The 14,673-nt window shown below is 43.2% G+C and carries 9 protein-coding genes; all 9 read left to right on the forward strand.

Going from position 1 to position 14,673, the window contains the following annotated elements; all coding sequences use genetic code 11:
- Nucleotides 1–3 precede the first annotated feature (3 nt).
- Nucleotides 4–708, forward strand: a complete 705-nt coding sequence (gene rplA, locus A7967_RS21305; protein WP_054206866.1) for a 50S ribosomal protein L1 — start codon at nucleotides 4–6, stop codon at nucleotides 706–708.
- 323 nt (nucleotides 709–1,031) lie between these two features.
- The gene (gene rplJ, locus A7967_RS21310) at nucleotides 1,032–1,526 is read left to right on the forward strand and encodes a 50S ribosomal protein L10 (protein ID WP_054206867.1); all 495 of its coding nucleotides are present in this window, start codon (nucleotides 1,032–1,034) and stop codon (nucleotides 1,524–1,526) included.
- Between the two features lie 74 nt (nucleotides 1,527–1,600).
- Entirely contained in the window at nucleotides 1,601–1,963 is a 363-nt protein-coding gene (gene rplL / locus A7967_RS21315; RefSeq protein WP_054206868.1) for a 50S ribosomal protein L7/L12, read from the forward strand.
- Nucleotides 1,964–2,234: 271 nt separating this feature from the next.
- Nucleotides 2,235–6,260, forward strand: coding sequence for a DNA-directed RNA polymerase subunit beta (gene rpoB / locus A7967_RS21320; RefSeq protein WP_054206869.1), 4,026 nt, complete (start codon nucleotides 2,235–2,237; stop codon nucleotides 6,258–6,260).
- Between the two features lie 104 nt (nucleotides 6,261–6,364).
- Nucleotides 6,365–10,540, forward strand: a complete 4,176-nt coding sequence (gene rpoC, locus A7967_RS21325; protein ID WP_054206870.1) for a DNA-directed RNA polymerase subunit beta' — start codon at nucleotides 6,365–6,367, stop codon at nucleotides 10,538–10,540.
- A gap of 194 nt (nucleotides 10,541–10,734) precedes the next feature.
- A complete protein-coding gene (rpsL, locus tag A7967_RS21330; RefSeq protein WP_002958885.1) occupies nucleotides 10,735–11,109 on the forward strand; it encodes a 30S ribosomal protein S12 in 375 nt (124 codons plus the stop codon).
- A gap of 97 nt (nucleotides 11,110–11,206) precedes the next feature.
- Entirely contained in the window at nucleotides 11,207–11,677 is a 471-nt protein-coding gene (gene rpsG / locus A7967_RS21335) for a 30S ribosomal protein S7 (RefSeq protein WP_054206871.1), read from the forward strand.
- Nucleotides 11,678–11,704: 27 nt separating this feature from the next.
- Nucleotides 11,705–13,813: an elongation factor G gene (fusA, locus tag A7967_RS21340; protein WP_054206872.1), complete on the forward strand. Its 2,109-nt coding sequence runs from the start codon at nucleotides 11,705–11,707 to the stop codon at nucleotides 13,811–13,813.
- 67 nt (nucleotides 13,814–13,880) lie between these two features.
- Nucleotides 13,881–14,673, forward strand: a 793-nt coding sequence (locus A7967_RS21345) for an elongation factor Tu (RefSeq protein ID WP_064436057.1), incomplete at its 3' end; no start/stop codon positions are given.

The following is a 14,673-nucleotide window of genomic DNA, read 5'->3' on the forward strand; positions in this document are numbered from 1 at the left end:
GAAATGGCTAAATTAACTAAACGTATGCGTACTATCCGCGAAAAAGTGGAAGTAACTAAAGATTACGAAATCAACGAAGCTGTTGCTCTTTTACAAGAGTTAGCGACTGCTAAATTCGTAGAAAGTGTTGACGTTGCCGTTAACCTTGGTATTGATGCTCGTAAATCTGATCAAAACGTTCGTGGCGCAACTGTACTACCTAACGGTACTGGTCGTGATGTTCGTGTTGCTGTATTCACACAAGGCGCTAACGCAGAAGCTGCGAAAGAAGCTGGTGCTGAATTAGTGGGCATGGAAGATCTTGCTGAACTAGTTAAGAAAGGCGAGATGAACTTTGACGTTGTAGTTGCATCACCAGACGCTATGCGTGTTGTTGGTCAACTAGGTCAAATCTTAGGCCCACGTGGTCTAATGCCAAACCCTAAAACTGGTACTGTAACACCTAACGTTGCAGAAGCAGTTAAAAATGCTAAAGCTGGTCAAGTGCGTTACCGCAATGACAAAAATGGTATCATCCATACTACTATTGGTAAGGTTGATTTCACAGTTGAGCAACTTCAACAAAACCTTGAGTCGCTAATTGTTGCGCTTAAGAAGGCTAAGCCTTCACAAGCAAAAGGTGTTTACATTAAGAAAGTAACCATCTCTACAACAATGGGCGCAGGTGTTTCTGTTGACCAAAGCACTTTAACAACAACTGTTGTTTAATTGAGTGTTTACATGGCGTGAAATTTGTACTATAATTTTGCGCCATTTTGCTGATTAATTCGTTTGTTAGCAAAGTAAAGAATTCGGGTTGAAGTCCATAATTTCGGTGAGCCTTCGGGTAAAGCGATAAATTGGGCTTCCGTCCAAGACCGTAGGTGGCTTCGGCCTTAATATTCACCTACGTAGACGGTGTGAATCCCCAGATAGATTTTTCCTAATCCTTCTGGCTCTCGCCGTAAAAAGCATCTCTATCTTGTTTGATAGGGAAGAGTAGAACAGGGAAACCGAGTGTCGGTGACCCCATTAAACCAGGAGTAACACCCATGGCTTTAAATCTTCAAGGCAAAAAAGCAATTGTTGCTGAAGTCAACGAAGCAGCCAATGGTGCTCTATCTGCAGTTGTTGCAGATTCTCGTGGTGTAACAGTAGGTGCAATTACTGCCCTTCGTAAAGAAGCTCGTGAAGCGGGTGTTTGGATGAAAGTTGTCCGTAACACTTTAGCAAAACGTGCTCTTGAAGGAACAGATTTTGAGTGCCTTTCTGATTCATTCGTTGGTCCAAGCTTAATCGCTTTCTCATCAGAGCACCCTGGTGCTGCTGCGCGTATCTTTTCAGATTTCGCGAAAAAGAATGAGAAATTTGAGCTTAAAACGGCCGCTTTTGAAGGAAATGTTGTTGATGCAGCAATGCTTGCGACATTACCTACATACGATGAAGCTGTTGCACGCTTAATGAGCGCTATGAAAGAAGCGTCTGCTGGCAAATTGTGTAAAACAATTGAAGCAGTACGTGTACAGAAAGAAGAGCAAGCTGCTTAATTTTAAGCTGTTTAACCACTTTCGGTGTAAAATTTTTTTGGACTTAAAGTCCGTTAATTATTAGGAAATTTGTAATGTCTGTAACTAAAGACCAAATCCTTGACGCAATTGCTGAAATGTCAGTAATGGACGTTGTTGCTCTTATCGAAGCAATGGAAGAAAAATTCGGCGTAACTGCTGCAGCTGCAATGGTAGCTGGTCCAGCTGCTGAAGCTGCTGAAGAGAAAACTGAATTTGACGTAATCCTTACTGGCGCTGGCGCTAATAAAGTTGCGGCAATCAAAGCTGTACGTAGCGCAACTGGCCTAGGCCTTAAAGAAGCGAAAGCGCTTGTTGAAGCTGCTCCAACTCCAGTTAAAGAAGCTATCTCTAAGGAAGAAGCAGAAGCACTTGCTAAAGACCTTACAGAAGCTGGTGCTGAAGTTGAGGTTAAGTAATTTAGCTTTTGCTAAGTTCGCTGCCTGAGAAATCAGGCAAGGGCTGGTGATTATTTAATCACCGGCCTTTTTGCGCTATAGAGCGATGTATTCCTATAGCTCAAATAAAATCTAATTTTTTCTTTACTTTCAACGCTTTATAGTTTGCTAGTGTTAAAGTGAGAGTCTATTAGAACAACAATTAAATGTTGTACAATCTTGGCTTAGATGCCAGTTAAGTCTGTTCTTACAAGAACAGGTCGGGTCAAAGATCAGCAAGCTGAGGAACCCCATGGCTTACTCTTATTCTGAAAAGAAACGTATCCGTAAGGATTTTGGTAAACGTCCACAAGTTTTGGATATACCTTTCTTACTGTCAACACAGTTAGAATCGTTTAAAAAATTCTTAGTGCCGGACGCTGATGGCGATCATGGTTTGGAAGCTGCCTTCCGTTCTGTGTTTCCAATCAAAAGCTACTCGGGAAATTCTGAGCTTCAATACGTAAGTTATCGTATTGGTGAGCCAGTTTTCGATGTAAAAGAATGTCAAATTCGCGGTGTGACTTATTCTGCTCCACTTCGCGTAAAATTGCGTCTTGTGGTGATGGATAAAGAAGCGCCAGGCACAGTTAAAGACATTAAAGAGCAAGAAGTTTACATGGGCGAAATTCCGCTCATGACCGATACCGGTACTTTTGTAATCAATGGTACAGAGCGTGTTATCGTTTCTCAGCTACACCGTAGCCCTGGTGTATTCTTTGATAACGACCGCGGTAAAACTCACTCATCGGGTAAAGTGCTTTATAACGCACGTGTTATCCCTTACCGTGGTTCATGGTTAGACTTTGAGTTTGATGCAAAAGATAACTTATATGTACGTATTGACCGTCGTCGTAAATTACCGGCGTCTATCATCCTACGTGCACTTGAGTACTCGAGTGAAGAAATCTTAGATATCTTCTTCGATACCACTGCGTTTGAAGTAACTGACGGTAAAGTTCTAATGGAACTTGTACCTTCACGTTTACGTGGTGAAACCGCTGCCTTTGACATAAAAAGCGAAGATGGTGAAGTGTTCGTTGAATCTGGCCGTCGTGTAACTGCGCGCCATATCAAGAGCATCGAGAAAAAAGGCATTAGCCAACTAGAAGTGCCACATGAGTACATCATTGGTCGTGTAATTGCGCGAAACTACGTTGATGAGTCAACAGGTGAAGTTATCGCAAATGCGAATGATGAATTAACTCTAGAGCTTATGGCTGAGTTGGTTAAAGCAGGTCACACTAAAATTGATACTCTATATATCAATGAAGTTGACAGCGGTGCATATATTTCTAACACGTTACGCATTGATTCAAGCAGTAGCCGCTTAGAAGCACTAGTAGAAATTTATCGCATGATGCGCCCAGGCGAGCCACCGACGAAAGACGCGGCTGAAGCCTTATTTGAGAACTTATTCTTCTCAGAAGAACGTTATGACTTATCAACAGTAGGTCGTATGAAGTTCAATAGCCGTGTTGGTTATGATACAGACACAGGCCCTGGTACATTAAGCAAAGAAGACATCGTGTCTGTTATGAAGGTGCTAATAGCTATTCGTAATGGTCAAGGCGATGTTGATGATATCGATCACTTAGGCAACCGTCGTATTCGTAGTGTTGGCGAAATGGCTGAGAATCAATTCCGTGTAGGTCTAGTACGTGTAGAACGTGCTGTACGTGAGCGTTTAAGCTTAGGTGACCTTGACGCGATCATGCCACAAGATCTTATTAACGCTAAGCCTATTTCGGCAGCGGTAAAAGAGTTCTTTGGTTCGTCTCAGTTATCACAGTTCATGGACCAAAATAACCCGCTATCAGAAGTAACGCATAAGCGTCGTATTTCTGCATTAGGTCCGGGTGGTTTGACTCGTGAGCGCGCAGGCTTTGAAGTACGTGACGTTCACGTAACTCACTATGGTCGCGTATGTCCAATCGAGACTCCTGAGGGTCCAAACATCGGTCTAATTAACTCACTATCTACGTACGCACGTACGAATGATTATGGTTTCTTAGAAACACCATACCGCAAAGTGGTAGACGGTGTTGTAACTGATGAAGTTGATTACCTATCAGCCATTGAAGAAGGTCAGTTTGTTATCGCACAGGCGAACTCAAACTTAACTGAAACCAATGAGTTTGTAGATGAACTAATTCCATGTCGTCACAAAGGTGAATCAACCTTTATGGGTCGTATGGATCAGCAATATATGGATGTATCACCACAACAGGTGATCTCTGTAGCGGCCGCACTTATCCCGTTCTTAGAACATGATGATGCTAACCGTGCATTGATGGGTTCAAACATGCAACGTCAAGCAGTACCAACATTGAAAGCGGATAAGCCGTTAGTAGGTACTGGTATTGAGTTAACACTAGCGAAAGATTCTGGTGTAACGATCGTTGCTAAACGTGGTGGTGAAGTAATGTATGCTGACGCAAGTCGCATCGTTGTTAATGTACATGAAGAAGAACGCATCCCTGGTGAAGCGGGTATCGACATCTACAACTTAACCAAATACACACGTTCAAACCAAAATACATGTATTAACCAAAAACCGACTTGTATGGTTGGTGAACCGGTTACTCGTGGTGATGTGTTAGCAGATGGTCCTTCGACTGACTTAGGCGACTTAGCCCTTGGTCAAAACCTTCGCGTGGCATTCATGCCATGGAACGGTTATAACTTCGAGGATTCAATCCTACTATCAGAGCGCGTAGTTGAAGAAGATCGTCTAACGACTATCCATATTCAAGAACTACAGTGTATCGCCCGTGATACTAAGTTAGGTCCAGAAGAGATCACAGCAGATATCCCGAATGTGGGTGAGTCTGCACTAGGCAAGCTTGATGAATCAGGCGTTGTTTATATCGGTGCTGAAGTCAAAGGCGGCGATATCCTAGTAGGTAAAGTGACTCCGAAAGGCGAAACGCAATTAACGCCTGAAGAGAAGCTTCTACGAGCTATCTTTGGTGAGAAAGCGTCTGACGTTAAAGACAGCTCATTACGTGTACCAAACTCTGTAACAGGTACTGTAATTGACGTGCAAGTTTTCACCCGTGATGGTGTTGAAAAAGACAAGCGCGCGCTAGAAGTTGAAGAAATGCAACTTCGTGATGCGAAAAAAGACTTTAATGAAGAATTCCGTATTCTTGAAGCAGGCGTGTTAGATCGTGCTCGTAAGTTACTTATTGCAGCCGGTCAAGACGAAGACAGATTAGCGTCACTTAATGCTGAAAAACTACTTACTCAAAGCCTTGCTGAAGAAGACAAGCAAGCTGAACTTGAGCAATTAGCAGCCCAGTACGATGAGCTTAAAGCTGAATACGATAAGAAGTTTGAAAACAAACGTCGTAAAATTACCCAAGGTGATGACTTAGCACCAGGCGTACTTAAGATTGTTAAAGTATACCTTGCTGTTAGACGTCGTATCCAACCGGGTGACAAAATGGCGGGTCGTCATGGTAACAAAGGTGTTATCTCGACTATCGTACCAGTAGAAGATATGCCATACGATGACAAAGGTCGTACGGTAGATATCGTATTGAATCCACTAGGTGTACCATCGCGAATGAACATCGGTCAGATCCTTGAAACACATATGGGTCTAGCTGCGCGTGGTATTGGTGAGCGCATTGAAGAAATGATGAAAGAACAACGTGAGCTTCATGAGCTACGTGACTTCATCAAGCAAGCTTACGAAATTGGTGAATCTCGCCAAGTTGTAGACATTGCTAGCTTCTCTGATGACGAAATTCGTCGTCTAGCTGTAAACTTAAAAGGTGGTTTACCGATTGCAACTCCTGCATTTGATGGCGCGAAAGAAAGCGAAATCAAAGACATGTTAGAGCTAGGTGGATACCCACGAAGTGGTCAGGTTACACTTTATGATGGCCGTACTGGCGATCAGTTTGAACGTCAAGTAACCGTTGGTTACATGTACATGCTGAAACTGAATCACTTAGTTGATGATAAGATGCATGCACGTTCTACTGGTTCTTACAGCCTTGTTACTCAGCAGCCACTGGGTGGTAAAGCACAGTTCGGTGGCCAGCGTTTCGGTGAGATGGAAGTATGGGCACTTGAAGCTTACGGTGCTGCTTACACTCTACAAGAAATGCTAACAGTGAAATCGGATGACGTGAACGGTCGTACTAAGATGTATAAAAACATCGTTGATGGTAACCATAAAATGGAACCAGGTATGCCAGAATCGTTCAACGTATTGTTGAAAGAAATCCGCTCACTGGGTATCAACATCGAGTTGGAAGAAAATTAAGCCAATTAGATGCTGTAGCTAACGCTGCAGCATCTGTTACGGCCGAATAGAATGTAGGGACGAAATCATCCGTCCTCAAGATTAACTCCGACAGGAGAGCTAAGGTGAAAGACTTACTTAAGTTTCTGAAGCAACAAAATAAGACCGAAGAATTCGATGCAATTCGCATTGGTCTTGCTTCACCAGACATGGTTCGTTCATGGTCATACGGTGAAGTAAAGAAACCTGAGACTATTAACTACCGTACTTTCAAGCCTGAGCGCGATGGCTTATTCTGTGCCCGTATTTTCGGCCCAGTGAAAGATTATGAATGCTTATGTGGTAAATATAAGCGTCTTAAACACCGTGGTGTGATCTGTGAAAAGTGTGGCGTTGAAGTAACACTCACTAAAGTGCGTCGTGATCGTATGGGTCATATCGACCTTGCGAGCCCAGTTGCACATATATGGTTTTTAAAATCATTACCGTCACGTATCGGCTTAATGCTAGATATGACACTTCGTGATATTGAACGTGTTCTTTACTTCGAATCATTCGTAGTAACTGAGCCTGGTATGACAACGCTTGAGCGTAGTCAATTACTTGGTGAAGAAGAATACCTTGATGCACTTGAAGAGCATGGCGATGAGTTTGAAGCTAAGATGGGTGCTGAAGCAGTTTTAGACTTGCTTCGTGAACTCGATCTTGCACAATTAATTGCTGAAATGCGTGAAGAGTTACCAACTATTAACTCTGAAACCAAGCGTAAGAAGATCACTAAACGTCTTAAATTAATGGAATCGTTCCACCAATCAGGTAATAACCCTGAGTGGATGATCATGACAGTACTTCCAGTATTGCCACCTGATCTACGTCCATTAGTACCATTAGATGGTGGCCGTTTTGCGACTTCAGATCTAAATGACCTTTACCGTCGTGTTATTAACCGTAATAACCGTCTTAAACGTCTATTAGATTTAGCAGCACCAGACATTATCGTACGCAACGAAAAACGTATGTTACAAGAAGCGGTTGATGCGCTACTTGATAACGGTCGTCGTGGTCGTGCAATTACAGGTTCTAACAAGCGTCCGCTTAAATCTCTTGCTGATATGATCAAGGGTAAGCAAGGTCGTTTCCGTCAGAACTTACTTGGTAAGCGTGTAGATTATTCAGGCCGTTCTGTAATCACAGTGGGTCCTACACTTAAGCTTCACCAATGTGGTCTTCCTAAGAAGATGGCACTTGAGTTATTTAAACCATTCATCTATGGCAAATTAGAGCGTCGCGGCATGGCTACGACGATCAAAGCTGCTAAGAAGATGGTTGAACGTGAAGTTCCGGAAGTATGGGATGTACTAGACGAAGTAATTCGTGAACATCCAGTATTACTTAACCGTGCACCAACACTTCACCGTTTGGGTATCCAAGCGTTTGAGCCTGTGCTTATCGAAGGTAAAGCAATCCATTTGCACCCATTAGTATGTGCGGCGTACAACGCCGATTTCGATGGTGACCAAATGGCGGTACACGTACCGCTAACGATTGAAGCACAGCTTGAAGCGCGTGCCCTTATGATGTCGACAAACAACATTCTATCTCCTGCGAATGGTGAGCCAATCATCGTTCCATCACAGGATGTTGTATTGGGTCTTTATTATATGACTCGTGATCGCATCAACGCCAAAGGCGAAGGCGCAATCTTTAAAGATCCAAAAGAAGCAGAAAAAGCATACCGTAGTGGTAATGCAGACCTTCACGCAATCGTGAAAGTGCGTATTAGCCAATCAGTTAAAAACGAAAATGGTGTAGTAGAAGATACTATTACTGTTATCGAAACAACTGTTGGCCGTGCAATTTTGTCTCTTATTTTACCAACTGGTATGCCGTTCGCGTCAATTAACCAGCCATTAGGTAAAAAGCAGATTTCTGGCTTATTGAATGAGTGTTACCGTCGTCTAGGTCTAAAAGACACTGTTGTGTTTGCTGACCAAGTTATGTACACCGGTTTCCATTATGCAATGAAGTCTGGTGTTTCTATCGGTATTGATGACTTAGTTATCCCACCGGTTAAAGCACAAATCATTGAAGCAGCAGAAGCTGAAGTTACTGAAATCAACCAACAATTCCAATCAGGTCTTGTAACGGCTGGTGAGAAGTACAATAAAGTTATCGATATTTGGTCACGTGTAAATGAAAATCTATCACGTGAGATGATGTCTAACTTGTCGAAAGACACAGTGATTAATGCAAAAGGTGAAGAAGTAGAGCAAGCATCATTTAACTCTGTGTTTATGATGGCCGACTCAGGTGCTCGTGGTAGTGCTGCTCAGATCCGTCAGCTGGCGGGTATGCGTGGTCTAATGGCACGTCCAGATGGTTCAATCATCGAGACGCCAATCACCGCTAACTTCCGTGAAGGTCTAAACGTACTTCAGTACTTCATCTCAACGCATGGTGCGCGTAAAGGTCTTGCCGATACAGCACTTAAAACAGCGAACTCGGGTTACCTAACGCGTCGTCTAGTAGACGTTGCACAAGATTTGGTAATCAATGAAGATGACTGTGGCACAGAAGATGGCTTAACAATGAAACCGCTTATTGAAGGTGGTGATGTTGTAGAAGCACTTCGTGAACGTGTTCTAGGTCGTGTTGTTGCTGAAGATATTGTGATCCCAGGTACTAATACTGTACTTGTTGAACGTAATATCATGCTTGATGAAAAACTGTGTGATCTTTTAGAAGAGCATTCAGTTGATGAAGTTCGCGTACGTTCAGTTATCACATGTGATAATGACTTTGGTGTATGTGCTAAGTGTTATGGTCGTGACCTAGCACGTGGTCATATCATCAACGCGGGTGAATCAGTAGGTGTTATCGCGGCTCAATCAATCGGTGAGCCAGGTACACAGCTTACGATGCGTACATTCCACATCGGTGGTGCGGCATCTAGAGCATCTGCTGAGAACAATGTACAAGTTAAAACTAACGGTACATTGAAACTTCACAATGCTAAATATGTATTAAACACTGACGGTAAGATTGTTATTACTTCACGTTCTACGGAAATCACTATCATCGATAGTCATGGCCGTGAGAAAGAGCGTTATAAAGTACCTTACGGTGCAGTATTAACAGTTCAAGATAATGCTGAAGTTCAAGGTAACGACATTGTTGCTACTTGGGACCCGCATAGTCACCCAATCGTTCTTGAGCATAAGTCAAAAGTATCATTCAGTGATATCGATGACTCAAACACTGAAGCACAGACTGATGAACTAACCGGCTTAACCCGTGTAGTTGTTAAAGATCTTGCTAAGTTGAATACAAAAGAACCTAAGCTTATCATCGAAAGTGAAGAGCGCGGCTTGCAAGAAACTCGTCTTCCTTCATTCACTACGATTGAAGTAATTGACGGCGTTACAGCAAACCCAGGTGACGTGTTAGCACGTATCCCGCAGGAAGGTTCGAAAACTCGTGATATCACGGGTGGTCTACCACGCGTAGCCGATTTATTCGAAGCTCGTAAACCGAAAGAACCAGCTATTTTAGCTGAAGTAACCGGTACGATTAGCTTTGGTAAAGAGACTAAAGGTAAGAAGCGTTTAGTTATTACTCCACCAGAAGGTGATCATTACGAAGAAATGATCCCTAAATGGCGTCAACTTAACGTGTTTGAAGGTGAGCAAGTGTCTAAAGGTGAAGTTATCGCCGATGGTCCTGAGTCACCACATGATATCTTACGCCTACGTGGTGTGACTCATGTTGCTAACTATATCGTTAACGAAGTGCAAGAAGTTTACCGCTTGCAAGGCGTTAAGATCAATGACAAGCACATTGAAACAATTATCCGTCAAATGATACGTAAATGTACCATTACAGACGGTGGTCATAGTGAATTCTTAGCTGGTGAGCAAATCGAAGTGGCGCGCGTTAATATCGCAAACCGTGATCTTGAAGCTCAAGGCAAGTTACCTGCTAAGTTTGAAATCCAGTTAATGGGTATCACTAAAGCATCACTAGCGACAGAATCTTTCATCTCAGCAGCCTCGTTCCAGGAGACAACTCGTGTCCTAACTGAAGCCGCTGTAAATGGTAAGAGCGATGAACTTCGCGGTCTGAAAGAAAACGTAATTGTGGGTCGATTGATCCCAGCCGGTACCGGTTTTGCGTATCATCAAGAACGTATGGCTCGTCGTAAGCAGAGTAAAGTAGTCGTTGAAGAGCAAACAGTAAGTGCAGAAGAGGCAACTCAAGCACTAACAGACGCTTTAAACGCAGATTTATCTGGAAATCAATAAACTGAATCTAATCAATAGATTAGCTTTTAGCAAGGTAGTTATCTACTGCCTTGCTAACGGTTTAGGTTGACAGGTCAATCTTTGCTCATTAAAATTCCGCCACCCATTTACCTGCACGTTTGATACGAGCACGTAAATAAAGGGCGGATTTTTTCATTTTTTCAGTAGTAATTTTAATTTCAGGAGCTATTTAAATGGCAACTATTAACCAGCTAGTGCGTAAGCCACGTCGTAGCAAGGTTACGAAAAGTAACTCAGCTGCGCTTAAAGCGTGTCCGCAAAAGCGCGGTGTATGTACTCGCGTATATACAACTACACCTAAGAAACCAAACTCGGCGTTACGTAAAGTAGCTCGTGTACGTTTAACTAACGGTTTCGAAGTAACTTCATACATTGGTGGTGAAGGTCATAACCTTCAAGAGCATAGTGTAATCCTAATCCGTGGTGGTCGTGTTAAAGATTTACCAGGTGTGCGTTTTCACACTGTTCGTGGTGCACTTGACTGTGCAGGCGTTAGCGACCGTCGTCAAGCTCGTTCTAAATACGGTGCAAAACGCCCTAAAGGCTAATTGTTTTCCGTTAGTAAGGCCAAGCACTAAATATTTTTAATTATTGTTTTGGGTGATTGACTCGAAAGAGCAAACCTGAATAAACCGGAGATACAAAATGCCTAGAAGACGCGTAATAGGTCAACGTAAAATTCTTCCAGATCCTAAGTTCGGATCGGAACTTCTTGCAAAATTCGTTAACATCGTAATGTTAGACGGCAAGAAATCTACTGCTGAAAAAATCGTTTACGGTGCGCTAGATGTGGCTGCTGAGAAATCAGGCAAATCGCACCTTGAAATCTTTGAAACTGCACTTGAAAACATCCGCCCACAGGTTGAGGTTAAATCTCGCCGTGTTGGTGGTTCAACGTATCAAGTACCAGTAGAAGTACGTCCAGTACGTCGCAACGCATTAGGTATGCGTTGGTTAGTAGACGCTGCACGTAAGCGTGGCGAGAAATCTATGGGCTTACGTTTAGCTCAAGAACTTGTTGACGCTTCTGACAACAAAGGCACTGCGGTTAAGAAACGTGAAGACGTTCACCGTATGGCTGAAGCGAATAAAGCATTCGCACATTACCGTTGGTAATCTGTCTTTAACCTTTAAGAGGATTTTATGGCACGTACAACTCCAGTTGAGCTTTATCGTAATATCGGTATTGTTGCTCACGTAGATGCAGGCAAAACCACCACAACAGAACGAGTTCTGTTCTACACAGGTCTTTCACATAAGATCGGTGAAGTACATGATGGCGCTGCAACTATGGATTGGATGGAGCAGGAACAAGAGCGTGGTATCACAATCACTTCTGCTGCTACAACGTGTTTCTGGAAAGGGATGGACGCGCAATTTGACGCCCATCGTATCAATATTATTGATACTCCAGGACACGTGGATTTCACTATTGAAGTAGAGCGTTCTTTACGTGTACTTGATGGTGCGGTAGTTGTGCTTTGTGCTTCATCAGGTGTACAGCCGCAAACTGAGACAGTTTGGCGTCAAGCGAACAAATACGAAGTTCCTAGAATGATCTTCGTAAATAAAATGGATCGCACGGGCGCTGATTTCTTAGCGGTTGTTAGCCAGGTGAAATCTCGTCTTGGAGCAACGCCTGTTCCAATTCAGTTGCCAGTAGGCGCTGAGGACGACTTTAAAGGTGTTATTGACCTTATAAAAATGAAAATGATTAACTGGAATGATGAAGACCAGGGAATGACTTTCGCTTATGAGGCAATACCGGCAGACCTTCAGGAACAAGCTGAAGAATGGCGCTCAAACTTAGTTGAGAGCGCTGCTGAAGCATCTGAAGAACTAATGGATAAGTATTTGGAAGGTGAAGACCTGAGCGAAGCAGAAATTAAAGCTGCTTTGCGTCAGCGTACATTAGCAAACGAAATCGTCCCAGTTACCTGTGGCAGTGCATTTAAAAACAAAGGTGTTCAAGCTGTGCTTGATGGCGTTGTTGAATATATGCCTGCACCAACACAAGTAAAACAAATTCAAGGTATTCTTGAAGATGGTACTGAGGAAGAGCGTCCTGCTAATGACAATGCACCGTTTGCTGCACTTGCTTTTAAGATTGCAACAGACCCGTTCGTTGGTACTTTAACCTTCTTCCGCGTTTACTCTGGTACTGTTAAACAGGGTGATGCGGTTTACAACCCAGTAAAAAGCAAACGTGAGCGCCTTGGCCGTATCGTTCAGATGCATTCAAACTCACGCGAAGAGATCAAAGAAGTCTACGCAGGCGACATCGCGGCGGCTATTGGTCTTAAAGACGTAACAACAGGTGAAACACTGTGTGATCCGAATTCTAAAATTACGCTTGAGCGTATGGAATTCCCTGAACCAGTTATCTCTGTTGCGGTTGAGCCTCGCACAATCGCTGACCAAGATAAGATGGGTATCGCGCTAAGTAAATTAGCGGCAGAAGATCCTTCTTTTCGCGTACAAACTGACGAAGAATCGGGCCAGACTATAATTTCTGGTATGGGTGAACTTCACCTTGATATCATTGTCGACCGTATGAAACGTGAATTCAGTGTTGAATGTAACGTTGGTAAGCCGCAGGTTTCTTACCGTGAAGCTATTCGTTCAACTGTTAAAGTTGAAGGTAAATTCATACGTCAATCAGGTGGACGTGGTCAATATGGGCATGTCTGGCTTAAACTTGAACCGATGGATATTTCGGATGATGAAGCACCAATTTACGAGTTCGTTAACGAAACCGTAGGTGGTTCAGTTCCAAAAGAGTTCATCCCTGCGGTAGACAAAGGCATCCAAGAGCAAATGGCTCAAGGTGTGCTGGCAGGCTACCCATTACTTGGCGTCAAAGCGACTTTATATGATGGTTCATTCCATGATGTAGACTCGAATGAAATGGCATTTAAAATAGCAGGTTCATTGGCAATGAGACAGGGTGCGCTTGATGCAAGCCCAGTACTTTTAGAGCCAATGATGAAGGTTGAAGTACTCACTCCTGAAGCAAACATGGGTGATGTAGTTGGCGACTTAAACCGTCGTCGCGGCATGATCGAAGGCATGGAAGATGCGCTAGGTGGACTAAAATTAGTTAACGCCCAGGTTCCGCTTTCTGAAATGTTTGGTTATGCTACTGATCTACGATCTGCAACACAGGGCCGTGCCTCATACTCTATGGAGTTTTTGAAGTACGCTGAAGCCTCAAAAAATGTTGCAGATAAAATAATTGCAGCTCGCTGTTAAGTAATTTTTAGCTCGGTTTAGTCCAAAATGGACTGGACCTTTAATTTCTTTATAGGAATTTTTTAAGATGGCAAAAGAAAAGTTTGAACGCGTAAAACCGCACGTAAACGTTGGTACAATCGGCCACGTTGACCACGGTAAAACTACACTAACTGCAGCAATCACTAACGTACTTGCAAAAGTATACGGCGGTGTTGCTAAAGATTTCGCATCAATCGATAACGCTCCTGAAGAGCGCGAACGTGGTATCACTATTTCAACGTCTCACGTTGAATATGACACTCCTTCACGTCACTACGCACACGTAGATTGTCCTGGTCACGCCGATTATGTTAAAAACATGATCACTGGTGCTGCTCAAATGGATGGCGCTATCTTAGTAGTTGCTGCGACTGATGGCCCTATGCCACAAACGCGTGAGCACATCCTTCTTTCTCGTCAAGTTGGCGTTCCTTACATCATCGTGTTCATGAACAAATGTGACATGGTTGATGACGAAGAGCTACTTGAACTAGTAGAAATGGAAGTTCGTGAACTTCTTTCAGAATACGATTTCCCAGGTGATGACTTACCTCTAATCGCTGGTTCTGCGCTTAAAGCGTTAGAAGGCGAGAAAGAGTGGGAAGATAAGATCGTTGAGCTTGCAGAAGCACTTGATACTTACATCCCAGAGCCAGAGCGTGACATCGATAAGCCATTCATCATGCCTATCGAAGACGTTTTCTCAATCCAGGGTCGTGGTACTGTTGTAACTGGTCGTGTTGAAGCTGGTATCATCCGCATCAATGACGAAGTAGAAATTGTTGGTATCAATGATACAACTCGTTCTACTTGTACTGGTGTTGAAATGTTCCGTAAGC

Source organism: Pseudoalteromonas neustonica (genome assembly GCF_001653135.1).
Taxonomy (GTDB): domain Bacteria; phylum Pseudomonadota; class Gammaproteobacteria; order Enterobacterales; family Alteromonadaceae; genus Pseudoalteromonas; species Pseudoalteromonas neustonica.